The organism is Endozoicomonas arenosclerae, assembly GCF_001562015.1.
GTDB classification, from domain to species: Bacteria; Pseudomonadota; Gammaproteobacteria; order Pseudomonadales; family Endozoicomonadaceae; genus Endozoicomonas_A; species Endozoicomonas_A arenosclerae.
In genome coordinates, this window is the sequence record NZ_LASA01000170.1 from 1 (window position 1) to 16612 (window position 16612).

General features: G+C 44.4%; 16 protein-coding genes and 1 tRNA gene. 11 read left to right on the plus strand and 6 right to left on the minus strand.

The features are described from left to right. The 7 genes from WG89_RS25210 to WG89_RS25235 form a co-directional block, all read left to right on the plus strand. Positions 1 to 806: glycosyltransferase family 2 protein (locus WG89_RS25210; RefSeq protein ID WP_062270444.1), on the plus strand; the 806-nt coding region annotated here is incomplete at its 5' end. 28 nt (positions 807 to 834) lie between these two features. Next, the gene (locus WG89_RS25215; protein ID WP_216638557.1) at positions 835 to 2106 is read left to right on the plus strand and encodes a TolB-like translocation protein; all 1272 of its coding nucleotides are present in this window, start codon (positions 835 to 837) and stop codon (positions 2104 to 2106) included. Positions 2107 to 2126: 20 nt separating this feature from the next. Beyond that, positions 2127 to 3005 (plus strand): glycosyltransferase, encoded by an 879-nt coding sequence (locus WG89_RS25220; protein WP_079254041.1) that lies wholly within the window; start codon positions 2127 to 2129, stop codon positions 3003 to 3005. 209 nt (positions 3006 to 3214) lie between these two features. After that, a complete protein-coding gene (locus tag WG89_RS25225) occupies positions 3215 to 3865 on the plus strand; it encodes a DUF1919 domain-containing protein (protein WP_062270445.1) in 651 nt (216 codons plus the stop codon). Positions 3866 to 4235: 370 nt separating this feature from the next. Further along, positions 4236 to 4403, plus strand: a complete 168-nt coding sequence (locus tag WG89_RS32350) for a hypothetical protein (protein ID WP_245662979.1) — start codon at positions 4236 to 4238, stop codon at positions 4401 to 4403. A 504-nt stretch (positions 4404 to 4907) separates the two neighbouring features. Then, on the plus strand, positions 4908 to 6296 hold the full coding sequence (locus WG89_RS25230; protein ID WP_062270446.1) for an aldehyde dehydrogenase family protein: 1389 nt from the start codon (positions 4908 to 4910) through the stop codon (positions 6294 to 6296). 59 nt (positions 6297 to 6355) lie between these two features. Beyond that, positions 6356 to 7528 carry an iron-containing alcohol dehydrogenase gene (locus WG89_RS25235; protein ID WP_062270447.1) on the plus strand — a complete coding sequence of 391 codons (1173 nt, stop codon included), beginning with the start codon at positions 6356 to 6358 and terminating at the stop codon, positions 7526 to 7528. Between the two features lie 65 nt (positions 7529 to 7593). Here the strand turns inward: WG89_RS25235 and WG89_RS25240 are convergent. Then, a tRNA-Pro gene (locus tag WG89_RS25240) sits at positions 7594 to 7670 on the minus strand. Between the two features lie 254 nt (positions 7671 to 7924). Between WG89_RS25240 and WG89_RS25245 the strand changes: the two genes are divergently transcribed. From WG89_RS25245 to WG89_RS25255, 3 genes are all read left to right on the plus strand, one after another. After that, positions 7925 to 8560, plus strand: coding sequence for a peptidylprolyl isomerase (locus WG89_RS25245; RefSeq protein ID WP_245662980.1), 636 nt, complete (start codon positions 7925 to 7927; stop codon positions 8558 to 8560). 63 nt (positions 8561 to 8623) lie between these two features. After that, positions 8624 to 9925 (plus strand): sulfurtransferase, encoded by a 1302-nt coding sequence (locus WG89_RS30680; RefSeq protein ID WP_062270448.1) that lies wholly within the window; start codon positions 8624 to 8626, stop codon positions 9923 to 9925. Beyond that, the gene (locus tag WG89_RS25255; protein ID WP_062270449.1) at positions 9925 to 12087 is read left to right on the plus strand and encodes a tRNA(Met) cytidine acetyltransferase TmcA; all 2163 of its coding nucleotides are present in this window, start codon (positions 9925 to 9927) and stop codon (positions 12085 to 12087) included. Before WG89_RS30680 ends, WG89_RS25255 begins: the two co-directional genes overlap by 1 nt. Positions 12088 to 12105: 18 nt before the next feature. Here WG89_RS25255 and WG89_RS25260 read toward each other — a convergent pair whose 3' ends face one another. Together WG89_RS25260 and WG89_RS25265 are read right to left on the minus strand one after the other, a co-directional pair. Further along, positions 12106 to 13206: a hypothetical protein gene (locus WG89_RS25260; protein ID WP_153301818.1), complete on the minus strand. Its 1101-nt coding sequence runs from the start codon at positions 13204 to 13206 to the stop codon at positions 12106 to 12108. Between the two features lie 161 nt (positions 13207 to 13367). Further along, a complete protein-coding gene (locus WG89_RS25265; protein ID WP_062270451.1) occupies positions 13368 to 13904 on the minus strand; it encodes a hypothetical protein in 537 nt (178 codons plus the stop codon). Positions 13905 to 14092: 188 nt separating this feature from the next. On the opposite strand from WG89_RS25265, the gene WG89_RS25270 reads away from it, so the two are divergent. Continuing rightward, the gene (locus WG89_RS25270) at positions 14093 to 14338 is read left to right on the plus strand and encodes a GrxA family glutaredoxin (RefSeq protein ID WP_062270452.1); all 246 of its coding nucleotides are present in this window, start codon (positions 14093 to 14095) and stop codon (positions 14336 to 14338) included. A gap of 90 nt (positions 14339 to 14428) precedes the next feature. On the opposite strand, the gene WG89_RS25275 is transcribed toward WG89_RS25270, so the two are convergent. The 3 genes from WG89_RS25275 to WG89_RS29700 all read right to left on the minus strand — a co-directional run. Next, entirely contained in the window at positions 14429 to 15325 is an 897-nt protein-coding gene (locus tag WG89_RS25275) for a DNA replication terminus site-binding protein (protein ID WP_062270453.1), read from the minus strand. Continuing rightward, positions 15322 to 15957 (minus strand): pyridoxamine 5'-phosphate oxidase, encoded by a 636-nt coding sequence (gene pdxH, locus WG89_RS25280; protein ID WP_062270454.1) that lies wholly within the window; start codon positions 15955 to 15957, stop codon positions 15322 to 15324. Before pdxH ends, WG89_RS25275 begins: the two co-directional genes overlap by 4 nt. Positions 15958 to 16382: 425 nt before the next feature. Beyond that, the coding region (locus WG89_RS29700) for a transposase (RefSeq protein WP_172806882.1) at positions 16383 to 16612 on the minus strand (230 nt) is incomplete at its 5' end.

A 16612-nucleotide genomic window follows, 5' to 3' on the forward strand; every position in this document is an offset into this window, starting at 1 on the left:
TAATTGAAGATACAGATTCGATTAAAACGCAGAGTGTAGTCAGTTTATTTAATTGTGAAAAAATAAAATTTGTTCGTAATCGTCACAAGGGAGCTTCTTCGTCAAGAAACTTAGGAGCTAATCTCGCTGAAAGTGACTATGTTGCTTTTCTGGATGATGATGACCTTTGGGTGCCAGAAAAATTGGAAAAGCAAGTGGCTTTGGTTGAAAAGAATGATCTTGATGTATGTTATACTAGGATGTTTATTCAATATGAAAATACGAGCATCAAATATACTACAAGAACCCTGAATAGAAAATCACCACTCATAAATATTCTTATGGAAAATTATTTGGGTGGAACACCATCAGCTCTGATAAAGCGCTCAAGCATGATGCTTGTTAGTGGGTTTGATGAGCATTTTCCCGCAAGAGAAGAGTATGATTTATGGATTAGACTTATAAAAAGTGGCTGTAAAATAGGTGTTGTAGAAGAGCCGTTAGTTGTTGCGAACAGATCTTTAGAGAAGAGAAGCAGGATTTCAGCAAATATTGATAATTATGTTAATGCAATCAACTTGCTTAATGAAAAACATAAACAACTTGTTATTGATACTTTGACTAATGCTCAGATTAGAAAGAGAAAATCTTTACAGTACGAGTTTCTTGCTGCGCAAGCAGTCTCAATTAATCTTCGTTGGATATCGGCAAGATATTATCTTATGTCTGCACTGAACTTATTTTCTGTAAAGCCAGTTCTTTTATCAATGATTTCTTTCTTAAGCCCAAAGCTGCTTATTCGTCTTAGAAGTACTTTGAAGAGCTAATGATTTTTCTTGAAATTAAGTGAGTATTATGAGTTCTTCATTCAGTCCTCTTGAGAGATCTTTTTCCGTATTCTTAAGCAAATTTCCATTTTTAAAGAAGTTTGTAAAACTCTTCTATACCAGGCTTGTTTATATAAGAAATAGAAAAAATTACAAGGTGAAAACTATCTCGCCTGTTCAAGCAGTAAGTGATAGTAGAGAAAGCTTTTTTGGCTATTATGATGTCACTCCTGAAAATAATGATTTTCAGATTTTTAATGAACCAGAATTGTCTACGTCAGTTGTTCCATCGTCAGATTCTTTTGTGTCTGTTTGTATTAAGTCTATATCTGGAGAAGATTTATTATTAAGGGCTACAAGTAGCTCCTATAACTGGCAGCAAGGTTGTAGAGCGCACTGGATAAACTCTAATGAGTTTGTTTTTAATGACTTTGATAAAGATAAAAATTCTTACGTATGTAAAAGGTATAATGTTAAAAACTCTCAATGTGTAGCAGAGTATGACTTACCTGTTCAGTCCTCTTTTCAGGATAAATACTATTATTCATTAAACTATTCCAGGTTGATGAATCTTAGAGCTGATTATGGATACAGGAATAAGTTTTTATTAGAAGTTGACGAACTTGATGATCTTAAAAATGATGGTGTTTGGAAAGTGGATTATAAGACTGGCAAGTCTAAATTATCACTTTCTTTACATGAAGTAGCAGGGTTTCAATCGAAGTACGATGTAGCGAAATTTAATCATAAAGTGAATCATGTTCTTATATCTCCATCAGGGGATAAATTTATCTTTATGCATAGACTGATCTCAAACGGAAGACGCTTTGACAGATTGCTGCTTTCTGACTCTGAAGGTAAATTGCTAAAAGTCTTGTCAGATAATGAAATGGTTAGTCACTGTTGTTGGCTTGATAATAATACAGTGTTAGGTTATTTGCGTGGCCCTTCTAATAAAGATGCATACTGGCTAATTGACTGTAACACAGGGAAATTCACATCTTTTTTAGATGGTGCTTTGGATCAGTTTGGGGATGGTCATCCGAGCGCAAATGGAGATTATGTCATAACTGATACTTACCCAGATAAATCCAGAATGCAGCAACTTATTTTGGTAAACTGGAAGGCTTCTCAAGTCAGGGTGTTAGGTGAGTTTTTCCACGGTTTTGACTACACAGGAGAAACCAGATGTGATTTGCATCCAAGGTTCTCACCTGATGGTAAAACAGTCTACTTTGACTCTGTTTTCTCTAGTGAAAGGAAACTGTATTCCATGAATATTGAGAGTGTTTTTCAGTGAACAATACAGTAGCAGTTGCAATGTCTATCTATAAAAATGATAGTGCTTTTGCATTGAAAAAAGCTATTGAAAGTCTTATTAATCAAAGCTTTTCAAAGCTTATTCTGTTTATTGAAGTCGATGGTAATGTTGGTGATGAAATAAGATCGACTCTTGATACTTACTCTAATAATAATCATGTTGAGATCAATTATAATAGTGCTAATAAAGGGCTAGCTTTCAGGCTAAATCAGGTGGTTGACAAGGTAGTTGTATTTGAAAGTGTTGAGTACATTGCAAGAATGGATGCAGATGACATTTGTCATCCTGATAGGTTTAAAAAGCAGGTTGAGTTCTTATCGAAAAATCCTGAAGTCGACATTGTCGGGAGCAGTGTTTTTGAAATTGATGAGAAAGACATGATACAGACGTATAAGGCTATGCCAACTTCTGATAGTGTTTTGAAAAAGCGTCTTATCAAACAATGTCCTTTCAATCATCCTACGGTTATGTTCAGAAGGCGTGTTTTCGATGATGGTAATCGTTACTCCTCTGATCTTAAAAATACTCAGGATTACTACCTTTGGATTGATTTGGCCAGTAAAGGCTACAAGTTTGCAAATATTGACGAGCCGTTACTTGCCTTCAGGATTGATCCTGAGTTTCATTCTCGGCGCGGTAAGAAAAAAGCAAAGAATGATTATATGGCTAAAGTCTATGCTATGGAAAAACTAGATAAAAAAAATCTTAAGAACTGGTCTTATACTTTTGCTATCTATGGCTTAAGAATGAGTCCATCTTCAATATCAAAATTAGCATATAAGTATCTGCGGAACACCAAGGCTGAAAGCTCCCAAGTACATCTTAGTGACCGTAGTTTTTATGTTGCGAAAAAAGGTGAATTCCATAAAAAATTCTAGGAATAGTCACTTCCTTCCTTTCTCTAATAGAGAGCTAAGACTACTGGAGTCTGAATACCCACTCTTCATGGATAATCTTCCTACGATTTCAGGGCTTTCTCACTTTTAGGAATGGAATTAAGGGGCTCTTTGGATAATATCAATAATATAGGCCTACTTTGAAAATTCTAAGGCTTTGATGATTCGTAATTATGTGTAAGATGTCTTCTATGTTTATATATAAAATAATACGGTTTCTGAAAAAAAGAGGAAAGACTTTAGCTAATAAGTTGCCCTCCTACTTTAGACGTTATTTTCTTGAAAATAAAAAATTTTGCATTATTAGTGATAATTGCTGGGGCTCCTTTACATACCAGTATTTTGACATTCCATATAACACACCTTTTGTTGGTCTCTATTTATTTTCTCCAGATTATATAAGGCTGCTTAAGAATCTTAAGGGCTATTTAGATCTTGAAATTCGATTTATACATCCTTCTGAGTCAAATTATAAAGATGAACTAATTAAAAATCAGACCTTTGGTACTTACCCAATAGGTGTTCTAAATGATGTGGAAATCCATTTTTTACATTATAAATCCGAACAACAGGCTAAAGAAAAATGGACGCGCAGGGTAAGTCGGATTGACTACAATAACTTAATTGTAAAGTTTTGCGATAGAGATCTGGCAAGTGAAGAGCATATCCTTGAGTTCGCAAAGCTTGATTATGAACGAAAAGTTTTACTCACTGCAAAGAGTTATGGTACACAAGTTGAGATTGTACTAGGTAATGAAAATGGAGCTTTCATTGAGGATGAATGGGCGAACTACTTGGAAACAATAAAACCTGTAAAATTGTTTAACAGTTTTAAATACTAGTCGCCAGCAACTAGCGATTATTGTTTTTATGGTGGAATAAGTTAGGCTTTCGAGTTGAATACATAATATCTTCTCAAGAGTTAGAGGGTTGGTTTTTGATTCTGTCGGAAGCTATTTTTTTAGTTAATCTGAATGTTGTTCTTTTTAATTCTAAGTAATTAAGCTTTCAGCTTATTTAAAGATAATTATTTTCTATTTATCAGGATGCTTGTATAGCTCTAAGCTATTATGCTCTGATACAAACAAGTCACAAACTATTCGGAGTCCCCAATGCCAAGCCTGGGGATGTCAGTACGATTGTTAAGTAACGAGTACTGACTCATGTCAAAGTGGCCTGTTTGACAACGAGGGTGTTCTTTTGGGTAAGTACATGAGCAAAAGCAAGTTCTTTGTTTCTCTGGATAAAAGATTGGATTTTTGTGATGTGATTATTGGTAGGGATATCAAGGATCAGCTTTATGACAATGTTTCTTTTACGGTCTCGCGCTCAGGTTATCCTAACATCCCGGCCAGAGTGGCCATATCCATATCTCTCTGAAAGACAGTCAGTCTGGCGACTCTGTTTCTCACGATCCCAATCCTTCTCATAACATCAGTAAAACCCAGCGTCATTTCACAGTCAGGCACCAACAGCTGCTACTTGGTGGGGGAGACGGAGCCGCTGCACTCTTATTCCCTGATCAGAAAAGTCTCAGCGAGTGGAGTGCTTCCTAGCGCCTGTCGACCCCCAACTTTTTCTTACTCTTACTCTTGCAGTTGCTCTGGCTTCAGGTCTTGCGGGTATAGAGAATCAGTGGAGCCCCAGGCACAGGTTAAGGGTAATGCTTATGAGCAAAATCATTCAGCTGAGCTAGCCTTACCCTCTACACTTTGGGATGCTGCACAAAAGTTTTAGCAATTAGCTTATGCCCGTAAATGGTTGGGTGATGCTTTTGTTGATCATTATTCTGCTTCCACAGAGTGGGAAGAGAGGGAGTTCCGAAAGCCTGTTACTGATTGGGAATTAATTCGTTACTTCGAAATCATTTGACCTGAGCAGAGTATGAAATCAATCCAGAAAACTGTTTCTCCCTTAGATGGTTCTGTATACGTTGAGCGAGAGCTTGCTACCTGTGATCAAGTACGCAAGGCTCTTCAGTTGGCACTTGATGGGCAGAAACAATGGAGCGCGTTGCCGCTTGAGGAAAGACAGTCCATTTGCAGTCGTGCAGTTGATTGTTTCGTTGAAAAGAAGGAAGAGATCGCTTTAGAACTTACCTGGCAGATGGGGCGGCCCATTCAATACAGCGGCAGTGAGGTTGATGGCTTTGAAGAGCGTGCTCGTCATATGATTGAGGCGTCGAGCTCTGCTTTAAAAACAATTTCTCTGCCCAAGCGCAGGGGCTTTGATCGTTATATCAAGAAGGAGCCGTTGGGGGTTGTTCTGGTCATTGCGCCTTGGAATTATCCTTACCTTACTGCTGTAAACTCTATTGTTCCTGCTTTGCTCTCGGGTAATGCTGTAATACTCAAGCATTCTGCCCAGACCCCTCTATGCGCTGAGCGAATGGTAGAAGCCTTTCAAGCCGCTGGATTACCAGAAGGCATTTTTCAATACCTTCATATGTCTCATGATGAAACCCGTAATCTAATTCAGTCGGGTGGCGTTCGTCATGTGGCCTTTACCGGGTCGGTACCTGCCGGCAAAGTCATTGAGCAAGCTGCTGCCGGCCAATTCGTCAGTGTTGGGTTGGAGTTGGGTGGCAAAGATCCTGCTTATATCCGAGAAGATGCGGATCTGGATATGGCTGTTGATTCCGTGCTGGATGGAGTGTTTTTTAACTCGGGGCAATCTTGTTGCGGGATAGAGAGACTCTATGTGCATCAGGCCGTCTACGATGACTTTCTGGTAAGGGCTGAAAAGTTTGTTAATCGATACAAACTGGGGCCTGCACAAAATGCTGAGACGACTTTGGGTCCCATGGTGAAAGTCAGTGCGGCGGAATTTGTCCGCAAGCAAATTGAAGAGGCGGTAGGGCTGGGTGCTCAAAAGCTGATTGATGAGAAGAAGTTTCCACAGAGTAACCCTGGCACTCCATACCTGGCGCCTCAGTTGCTTACCAATGTTGATCATTCTATGGGGATAATGAAGGAAGAGAGTTTTGGGCCGGTTGCAGGCATCATGAAGGTGTCTTCTGATGAGGAGGCTATTGCCTTAATGAACGACAGTGATTTTGGGCTGACAGCCGCTATTTATACCCGGGATCTTGAAAAAGGGGCAGAGTTGGGTGATCAGATAGAAACCGGCACCTGCTTTATCAATCGTTGTGATTATCTGGATCCTTCTCTGGCATGGACGGGAGTCAAGGATTCCGGCAGAGGGTGCACATTGTCTGAGCTGGGATTCGAAGTGCTTACACGCCCCAAGTCTTACCATATCAAGCAATGTTAGTTGTATTTCACCCACTGGGCTAAATGGATACTTCCCGATATTAAAAACTGGAGTGTTTCATGTCAGACCTGGAGCAATTTACGACACGGTGGAATTATCCTACTTGTGTAAGAGTTGGGGTGGGCCGGATAAAAGAGTTGCCTGCAGCTTGCAAAGAGTTGGGTGTCAAGGCGCCGCTTATGGTGACCGACCCGGGGCTTAAAGCGTTGCCAATGCTTCAGAATGCTTTGATTGATTGCCATGAAGCAGGCCTGGATAGTCATCTGTTTTCTGAGATAAAGGGTAATCCTACCGGGGAGAATGTTGAGGCAGGCGTAGCCGCTTTTAAAAAAAATCAACACGACGGTGTGATAGCTTTTGGTGGTGGTTCAGTCCTTGATGTGGCTAAGGCGATAGCGCTGATGGTGGGCCAGGATCGTCCGATCTGGGACTTTGAGGATGTGGGCGATAATTGGAAAAGGGTTAAGCGTGATGGCATGGTACCTGTAATTGCTGTGCCTACAACTGCGGGAACGGGCTCGGAAGTGGGGCGGGCGTCTGTCATCACTCATGCCCAGGAGCGCATTAAAAAAATTATTTTCCATCCTGATATGCTCCCTGAAATTGTGATTCTTGATCCAGAGCTCACCACGGGTTTGCCTGCAGCAATCACAGCCGCTACGGGGGTGGATGCACTTTCCCACAATCTTGAAGCCTATTGCTCACCTCACTTTCATCCTATGGCGCAGGGTATTGCGATAGAAGGTATTCGTCTGGTGAAAGAGAATTTGCCAGTGGCCTTTACCGACAGTTCAAATCTGACGGCGCGTATGAACATGCTGGTGGCATCCACGATGGGAGCCACGGCTTTTCAGAAAGGTCTAGGGGCTATGCATGCTTTGGCGCATCCTCTGGGAGCACTTTATGATGCTCATCATGGCATGCTTAACGCTATTTTGATGCCATACGTATTAAAGGTTAACCAAACGGTTGTGGATCAGAAGCTGGCAAGGCTTGCGCAGTTTCTTGATCTTCCCGGCGAAGGGTTTGATGCGTTTTTTGATTGGGTGATCCAGCTCAGGTCTGATCTGGGTATCCCTCATGCATTGTCGGAATTGGGTATCGATGAGGCGGATTCAGCCAGAGTAGGATTGATGGCATTTGAAGATCCATCCGCCTCAGGGAATCCAGTGTCTCTGACGGTTGAGGAGTACCGGTCTTTGTTCTGTTCAGCGGTGCGTGGAGAGCTGTGATCTAATAAGGCATTTCCTGCAGACATAAAAAAAGCCTGATCAAACGATCAGGCTTTTTTTATGTCTGGTCGGAGCGAGAGGATTTGAACCTCCGACCCCCACAACCCCATTGTGGTGCGCTACCAGGCTGCGCTACGCTCCGACGTGCCGCTGTGAGCGGCGGATTCGTATATTACCTTTCTAATAGGGATTTGCAAGCCTTAGTCTGATTTTCTTCTATAACAACAAGGGATTAGAGTGAGCGTCAGTTAACTTTTGGTACACCTGTAACAGTCTTTCGCAAATTAGACGCGGGCTGCGGCAGAAAAGACCATTTTTTCGACTTGTTACACTATAGCCTCAGCGGCATATCCAGTAGGATAATGGCTTGAATCATCATAACGAGTGGAATCTCAGGTGTTTAAAACAATTAAAACTGTTCTGGCATGCTCTTTTCTCCTGTTTACCAGTCTGGCTGTCATGGAACAGGCCGAAGCAGCACCGGTTAAGCCGGCTGCAGAATCTGTGAAACCGGTTGATGTTGTGATGAAAACCACTAAAGGCGATATGGTTATTCGTCTGAATCCTGAGAAGGCGCCCATTACGGTAAAGAACTTTCTCTCTTATGTAGACAAAGGTTTTTACAAAGATGTGGTGTTTCACAGGGTTATGCCTGGCTTTATGATTCAGGGGGGCGGTATGACTGCGGATATGAGCGAGAAGGCTACTGGCTCTCCCATCAAAAATGAATCTTCAAACGGTTTGCGAAACAGTCGTGGCACCATTGCCATGGCCAGAACACCCGATCCAGACAGCGCCACGGCACAGTTCTTTATTAATCTTGTGAATAATGAGTTTTTAAACGATCGTCCTGGTCGTCCGGGCTATGCCGTATTCGGTGATGTCATCAAGGGCGATAATGTTATGGATAGTATTGCTTCAGTCAAAACAGGCCGCAGGGGGCCTCATGCCAATGTGCCTGTTGAGCCCATTACGATTCTGGCGGTTGAAAGAGTGACCGCTGCCCCCAATAAAGAGACAAAAGTAAAATAGCCATGAGCGAATGAGCCCCGTGGTGGTTTAGGTACAGTACAAATATCAAGGAACCAAGGCTCCATGATGCGTTGGACTCAGTATTGTCTGTTCATTCTACTGTTGCCGGTACTCTCCGCCTGCGACAGCTTTTGGAATAACAGGCTGGAATTGAAATCGGTGAATCAGCCAGCGATGGAAACATTGGTGCAGGAACAGAATTGGGTATTGGTCGACGTCCGTGACAGCGACTGGTACAACGGCTGGCCTTCCGGAAATGATTCGGAAGGTGGGCATATTCCCGGTGCCAGAAACTTTGATCTGGCCTGGATGGCAGCAGATCCTGGCCATATTCAGAATCTGTTGACCAGTAAAGGTATCCTGCCTGAAAACCATATTGTCGTGTATGGTCGCGATAAACAGGATGCCCAGGTTCTGGCACAGTGGCTGGTGGCAGATCAGGGTTTTAAAGAAGAGCGCATAAGGGTTTTTGAAGAAGGCTTTTCAGGCTGGCTGGCCAATGGTGGCGAACCTGACAAACTGCCTGGGTATCAACGTCTGGTAACGCCGGAATGGCTGGACCGACAAATTCAGTCAACGCCCAACCTTACGGTTCTTGATGTTTCCTGGGGTAAAGGTGCCCGTTATGTGGTGGAGCATATCCCGGGGGCCCTGCATGTTGATACGGGCAGCCTTGAGTCAGAGCCTTTATGGAATATTGAAGAGTCTGCTCGGCTGGAGTCCGTTTTACTTCGTCTGGGTATCACCAGAGATACGCCGGTTGTTGTCTATGGCGATGATATGACGGCGGCAGCCCGGGTTCTGTTTGTTCTGCAATATGCCGGTGTGAAAGATGTTCGGCTGCTCAATGGCGGTCTGGAAGCCTGGACAGGCTCGGGCTTTCCGATTGAAAGGGGCATTAATCCCGCATCCCCAGCCAAGCGTTTTGGCGCTCGGATTCCTGCAGAGCCTGACATTCTGGTGGACACTGAAACCGTTGAGCGTAATCTTGGCAGTGATCAAGAGTATCTGGTCAGCATTCGCTCCTGGAAAGAATACATTGGTGCAACCAGTGGTTATCAGTACATTGAAACGGCGGGAAGAATTCCGGGAGCTTTGTGGGGGAGAGCAGGCTCTGAAACCTACCGGATGGAAGATTACCTGAATCCTGATAATACACTCAGGGAGTTCAGGGATCTTGAAGGTTACTGGACGCCCTACGGCATTGAAAAGCAGGATTCTATTACCTTTTACTGCGGCACAGGGTGGCGGGCCAGTCTGGCCTGGTTTGCTGCCAGCCTGATGAGTTACAGTCGTGTTGCTGTTTACGACGGTGGCTGGATGGAGTGGAGCAGAGATGCTTCCAGGCCAGTGGATGCAGGCTAGTGCTTGATATTGATGCCATTCTTGAAGAGGCTCGAGGGGTTCATCACAGGGCCTTTCTGGTACTGTCTGGTTCCGAGTTATGGGCTCAGCAGAAAGCAGAAGAACTGTTTCAGAGAACTTGGCAACAATCTCTCTGGATAGGGGCGCGAGAAACTCAAGATCAGCCTTCTGAGCAGGCTTCAAAAGCTTCCGGCTGGCTTGGGCGCGAGCTTGATCTTATTATTTTTAATGCCTTCTCCGGGTTTGATGTTGATGCCTTTGGCCAGTTGAGTGGAGCCTTGCGAGGTGGAGGCCTCTTTGTGCTTCTGGCTCCAGACTTATCCGTTTGGTCTGATTATCCTGATCCGGAGCATCAGCGCCTTTCCGTCTACCCCTTTGAGAAAGAGCAGGTTAAAGGTCATTACCTTTCTCGACTTGTCTCTCTGATTTCTGATGATCAACGTGTGTCTCTGATTTCTGAGACCGGTGAGTCACGTTTACAAGATTGGAGTCACTCTTTAGCGGATCACTCATCAAGCCTTGATACGGCGTTTGACAGCAAGAGTTGTCGAACACAGGATCAGTTTGATGCCGTAGAGGCCATTATTCGGGTGGCTAAAGGACATCGTCGTAGACCTTTGGTGTTAACCGCAGACCGGGGGCGCGGAAAAAGTGCAGCCCTTGGACTGGCTGCAGCTCAACTGCTTGAATCTGGATTGTCGCATATTGTCGTGACAGCTCCGTCAATGGCTTCAGCGGATGTAGTGTTTAACACCGCAGCTGAGCATCTTGAGCATTGCCTTTCCCAACGAGGGTTATTGACCTGGGAAGAAAAGGTGATTGAATTTGTAGCACCGGATGAATTGATTCATTCTGCAGAAAGCATCTCTTGCGATCTTATGCTTGTGGATGAAGCAGCGGCCATCCCCGTGCCCCTTTTAAGCCGACTTTTGAAAGACCATTCACGCATAGTGTTCTCGTCCACCCAGCATGGCTATGAAGGGACCGGGCGTGGTTTTTCGATCAAATTCAAAGCAGTACTGGATGAGGTTGCCCCTAAATGGAAAGCGCTTCACCTTGATCAGCCTATTCGTTGGTCAGGCAATGATCCTTTTGAAGCTTTTGTTTTTCGAGCCTTAATGCTGGATGCTCAGCCTGTTCTCGATGACATCGCGCTTCGGTTTGATCCGGCTGGTTGTGTGTTCAGAAAGCTGAATCAGGATGAGCTGGTTAAAAATCACATATGGTTAAGTGATCTTTTCGGTTTGTTGGTGCTGGCGCATTACCGTACAAGGCCGTTCGATTTACGACACCTTCTGGATGGTCCTAATATTGAACCTTATTGCCTTATTTCACAGGGTCGTGTTGTAGCTACAGCTCTATTAGCTCTCGAAGGAGGGATAGAAGAGTCTCTTGAAGAAGCTATCTGGCTGGGCAAGCGCAGAGTTAGAGGCCATTTGCTCCCGCAATCCATGAGTAATCATGCCGGTTTTCCTGAAGCCATCAGGTACCGAGGGCTCAGGGTGATCCGTATCGCGGTTCATCCTGCATTGCAGAGCAGGGGAGTAGGGTCACTGTTGTTAGAAAGGCTGGAAAAGGAAGCGACAAGCAGAGGGCTTGATTATCTGGGCAGCAGCTTTGGAGCAACGCCTGAGCTGACGGAGTTCTGGGGCAAGTCCGGCTTTATTCCAGTGCGTGGGGGTGTGACTCGTGAAGCTTCCAGTGGTTGTCATTCGCTCATGGTTCTAAAGCCATTAACGAGTGAGTTTAGTGCTCTGGCTCAGGAAATGTCTGTTCGATTTGTTTCGGGTTTTTTGCAGCAGTTGCCCGGTGTTTTCAAAGAGATGGAGCCTGATCTGGTTAGGGTATTGCTTCGTTTCGCCGGTTCCAGTTTTCAAGTCGATCTGGAAAGGCGCGATGTGATGGACCTGGAATCCTTTGTCAGCTCTGACCGGCAGTATGAAAGCTGTCAGTCAGCTATTCGGTCCCTGCTTTTGTCAAACATGACACAAGGCTATTCAGACAATACCGACAGCACTGATTCCGTTGAAGCATTCAATACTTTAGTGGCGAAAGTCCTTCAGGGTAAGGACTGGTCTGAGTTGGCAAGGGCTAACGGCCTGACAGGAAAAAAGCAGGCCGTTCAATGGTTAAAAAACTGTGTCCAGATCATCATGACCTGATTGCCAGTCGATCGTTTTTTATTGTTTTACACCACATGCGGTGGGTCTTCTATCAGGGTAGCTAGGACAATCATTGGTCAGAAAAAGCTGCCCATAATAAAAACGTCGGCAATTATTGATTCCATCACTGACGCCTGTGATACCGGCAATGCATTCAAAGTCTTCTGAGTCAGTATCAGACAAGTTGTGTAATCTGTTGACAACGACCTGGTCTGACTCCCATTCAAAGAACCATAGTTGTTCAGGAGCAAAAACCTGCTCTCCTGAGCTGTTCAATATATACGCACAATGTCGAACACTCAGAGTGTTGTCATTTTCCTTGGTCAGGCACAAAGGCGTATCTGTCGAGACTGAGTGTCCGTACAAAGTGATCAGCCCATAATCACCTCGCGAGTCGGTTTTTTCATACCGGAACAACTGTTGTGAGCAAGACCCTGGGTCAGTGCTGCAGTGCTCAGTTTTGAAGGTGGCTGTTACCTTTTCTGTTTCCTGAAATGCATTGGAGGCCCGTTTCACTCGAAGCAAGGGCAGTTCATCAGACAGTGACAGAGTTATGGAGGGATGATTCGTCGTTTTATGGGTATGGTTTGTTCCGATATCTATAGGAGCTATCGAGTTTTTCGTTTCTTCTGCACAAGTGCTCGCGGCGAGAAAAGAGAGTCCAAGTATTGTCAAAAAGTAGCCTGCCAGGTTGTCTCCTGCTATAGCAGCAGAAGCAAAACAGGTAAAAGAAAGTAATTGGGAGCTGGCACTCAGCCCTGCGGCACCAGAGGGGCATTGAATGACTTCAGATTCATACTTCAGGCAATTGCCATCGGGCGTCGAGTTACTGGCGGATGTTTTTTCCCGGAGATTGAAAAGGKTGGATTGGGTCAGTGAACCTGCTGCTATAGGGAAGCTTGATGGATAAAGATAGAGTGTGCTCGAAGGCTTGGGGGTCAGCAAAGTTATAATGTTTGAAGAATACACTCTGTCTTGTGAAATAGAAGAGAATGGCTGACTTGTTGGGGAGGGATTAATACGGTCCTCGTGAGTGGTATGAGCGAATAGAGACAAGCTCACTGTCCAGGTCAGAAGGGCGGATAACAGATGCATGCCGGTGTGTCGAAGGCGCTTCATAAATGATTCCTAATAAATGTTCAGGAATCGTAATGCTAGTTCAACAAGGGTGATTTGATTTTTAAAAAAATGGATTTATTGCTTGATAAACAATGGGTTGAGGGTTTTGTTATGGGGCATTTAGACGCCCCATATACTGCTGATTCGAGTTAATGGCCTGTCTATGATCCGGCCTTGTCAGAAGGTTTTTTAGCCGACTTCTTTTTATCCTGGGCAGGTTGTGGCGAAGTGGTATCGTAATTTTGATGAATTCGATAGGTGATTTCGCAACTGCCATTAGGCAGGGATTTCATGATGGCATTCACGCCGCCTTTATTCCGAGTCCAGGTAAACCCGCCCTGTGCCTTGATCACTCCCCATTCCGGATTTTTCTCGTTGAAGTTGGAGCAGCTGGCATTGTATGTCGTGCCAATCACACTGTAAGCAAGGCAGCTGCGACCAAATTTGATAAAGGTTGTATTTTTCCAGACGTTGTCCTTTTCGTCGCCCCAGGTGGCCATGATATTGAAGCTTCGATCATTAAAATATCCGGTAGAGGCAACTCCATTTCCCTGGGTGGCCAGATCTTTGAATTCTGTAGCGATGGCTGAGTCGCATCGATCAAAGCCGGCTTTATGAGCCAGCTCAATCAGGTTGGAAGCTGAAACCTGAAGAGGGAGTAGGGAGAAAACCAGGCAAATCAGACCTTTCCTTGGCATGACGCAGTCCTCTGTGCATTCCGTTGCTGAAATCAGACTAACAGGCAATAAGGGGGTTCGGCAATGACTGATAGATTTCATCTATCAATTGGTTAGAAAATACTGATTTCTTAAATCATGCCGGCCTGTATATAGTTAGCGGCATAGAGTTAATGATTTTAAATCCTGGTTGGAATTAGGGGGATTGTATGGACCGTTTTACCGTTTTTGGTCGTCCAGGCTGTGGTTACTGTGTACGCGCTAAAGAAGTGCTGGAAAGCCGTGAGCTGCCCATGCTTTATGTTGATATTCACGCGGAAGGCATCTCCAAGGCTGATCTGGAAAAAACTGTAGGCAAGCCGGTTGAAACTGTGCCTCAGATTTTCCATGGTCAGAAATACATTGGTGGTTACACCGAGCTGGCGGCTTATCTGAAAGAAGAGCTGGCTGTTTAAAGTTAACAGTATACAGCTTGAGTGATCAGAGAGTGGAGCCAGCTATCCGGCTCCCTCTTCTGTCAGCTGTTTACTGACAGCTTTTGCCTTTCAGGCATATTTATAAATACGAGAGTGGGGGTTCTCTGAAATCTTCACCAGCTTTGCATCACTTCTGGTCAGGCGCTCCTGCTTGGCTGCCGGGTTGAAAGGCCTGATTCTATTGAACTCCGGCAATGGCTGACCTTTTTCCAGTTGAACAAATACTGGCAGTGGCGTATTGATCTGGCCGGGATAAAGCTTGCGCAAATCTTTATCCACCTTCCTAAGCGCTTCAATGTCCTTTGACCAGGTCAGGTTCGCACGCAGGTGTGGACTCAGAAGCCTTTTTATGATCACGGTTTCACTGCCTGGCATCTGTTCAAGAATCTGAATATCTTTTTGTATTGCAGAAGAAGCCAGGTACTTCTTACGAAGGTGATCAATAGCTTCATTAGCCGAGAGTTTAACCGAGCCGCTATGATGGGCTGCCCAGCTGAATCCAATTCTTTTGGGCGGTGTTTCAAACAGTTTTAGCTGACGGTAGCACTGAACAAAATGAATATGCTGGATCTGCAGACCACCTAGCATATTTTCACGCAAATCATCGGATGTTTCTTCAATCGCTTCGATACTGTCGCCAAACAGTTTTCGAAACTCAGACATGGCCTGTTTGAATGCTTCCCGAGCGTCATTGAGTTTCAGTCCGGATTGCAGAGTCTCTTTCGAGATCCCCACAATACCGGGTAGTCGAGCTGTTTCCTGCTTGTTCTGCTGGTCAGTGTAAGTCAATTTAGTACTGGTCTCTGCAGCCAGGGCCCGGTCGTCTTTGCTCTCTTCAGAGGGTTTCATCACCCAGGAAGCCAGCAGGTGATCGTCATAAACTCCTTCACGGAATTGCCTGTTGGCTCTTACCAGATGAATCAGGGCGTCTCTGACAGCTATCCTGGCTGCCGTTTCCTTGCTCATGGTGACAGCCTTTCAATCTGCCAGTCAGAATCTGTTCGGGTGTATTGAAAGCGATCATGCAAGCGGTTCGGACGACCCTGCCAGAACTCAATGGACTCTGGAACAATCCGGTACCCTCCCCAGAAGTCGGGCAGGGGGACTTTGCCTTCCTTGAACTTTCTTTTCATCTCATCCAGCTTCATTTCCAGCACTTTACGGCCAGTAATCACAGAGCTCTGTTGAGAGACCCAGGCTCCCAACTGGCTGCCATGGGGGCGGCTGGTGAAATATTTTAATGAGTCTGCTTTGGAAATTTTTTCGGCTTTACCACGAACAATGACCTGTCTTTCCAAGGCTATCCAGGGAAACATGATAGCTGCATTCGGATTTTCAGAGATGTCATGGGCTTTGCGGCTGCTGTAGTTTGTGAAGAAGACAAAACCTTCCTGGCTGACGTACTTTAATAAAACCGTTCTCAGGCTGGGTTGTCCTTCTCCCGATACAGTGGCGAGGCTCATTGCATTGGGTTCAGGCAATTGTGCTTCTACGGCCTGTTGAAACCAGAGATCAAATTGCTGGAATGGGTTGGAATCCAGAGAGTCCAGATCCAGACCGGCCTGGGTATAGTTCTCGCGCAGGTGGCTGATATCCATGTTCGTACTTCGCTGTTTTGATCCATTCATTGTATATGAAGGAACATGGAGGGGGAAACCGGCGACGCTTATGGCGCTCTAGTGGTTGCAGGGGATTAACTAAAAGCCTGATTTTAAGTTCTGCGGTTTCTTTTCATCTTTGATGAGCGATTTTATTCGGTGTAACTCTCTCCAAATGGATTCACATTACGTTTTCAGTATAAAAATGTTCGTAGTTCGAAGAGTTTTTATGGGACTGCTTAATCTTCTCTCCCTTACGTTATGGGTTGTTCAAAATCCGTTTTAAATTGATTGAATTATTAATATTTATCTCTATCAATGGCTTTCGTATTGAGTGTTGTTCCATGCCTTATAGGTATTGATACGATTTTTAATATTGATCTGGATCAATAAAAATAAGGCTTATCCATTTACTGATGTGTGCATTAACTACCCGAAAACGTCTCCAAGCATGCATAGGCAGTATGCTCTGCTCTAAAGAAACCAAGAATGATACCTTGACTCCTCTGAAGCTTCTTAAGGCCTGATGAAATGGCTTTAAGAAATTGATCTTTCGTTCTTAAGATCATTCTTCCTATACATCCTGATTTCAGGAATCCCCAGACAAATTCATCAGGATTGAGCTCTGGGGAATAGGCAGGCAATACATGTATTC

Coding starts and splice junctions, on each gene's coding strand:
- WG89_RS25215 (WP_216638557.1), top strand. CDS start 835: ATGAGTTCTTCATTCAGTCCTCTTGAGAGATCTTTTTCCGTATTCTTA.
- WG89_RS25220 (WP_079254041.1), top strand. CDS start 2,127: ATGTCTATCTATAAAAATGATAGTGCTTTTGCATTGAAAAAAGCTATT.
- WG89_RS25225 (WP_062270445.1), top strand. CDS start 3,215: ATGTTTATATATAAAATAATACGGTTTCTGAAAAAAAGAGGAAAGACT.
- WG89_RS32350 (WP_245662979.1), top strand. CDS start 4,236: ATGAGCAAAAGCAAGTTCTTTGTTTCTCTGGATAAAAGATTGGATTTT.
- WG89_RS25230 (WP_062270446.1), top strand. CDS start 4,908: ATGAAATCAATCCAGAAAACTGTTTCTCCCTTAGATGGTTCTGTATAC.
- WG89_RS25235 (WP_062270447.1), top strand. CDS start 6,356: ATGTCAGACCTGGAGCAATTTACGACACGGTGGAATTATCCTACTTGT.
- WG89_RS30680 (WP_062270448.1), top strand. CDS start 8,624: ATGATGCGTTGGACTCAGTATTGTCTGTTCATTCTACTGTTGCCGGTA.
- WG89_RS25265 (WP_062270451.1), bottom strand. CDS start 13,904: ATGCCAAGGAAAGGTCTGATTTGCCTGGTTTTCTCCCTACTCCCTCTT.
- WG89_RS25270 (WP_062270452.1), top strand. CDS start 14,093: ATGGACCGTTTTACCGTTTTTGGTCGTCCAGGCTGTGGTTACTGTGTA.
- WG89_RS25275 (WP_062270453.1), bottom strand. CDS start 15,325: ATGAGCAAGGAAACGGCAGCCAGGATAGCTGTCAGAGACGCCCTGATT.
- pdxH (WP_062270454.1), bottom strand. CDS start 15,957: ATGGATATCAGCCACCTGCGCGAGAACTATACCCAGGCCGGTCTGGAT.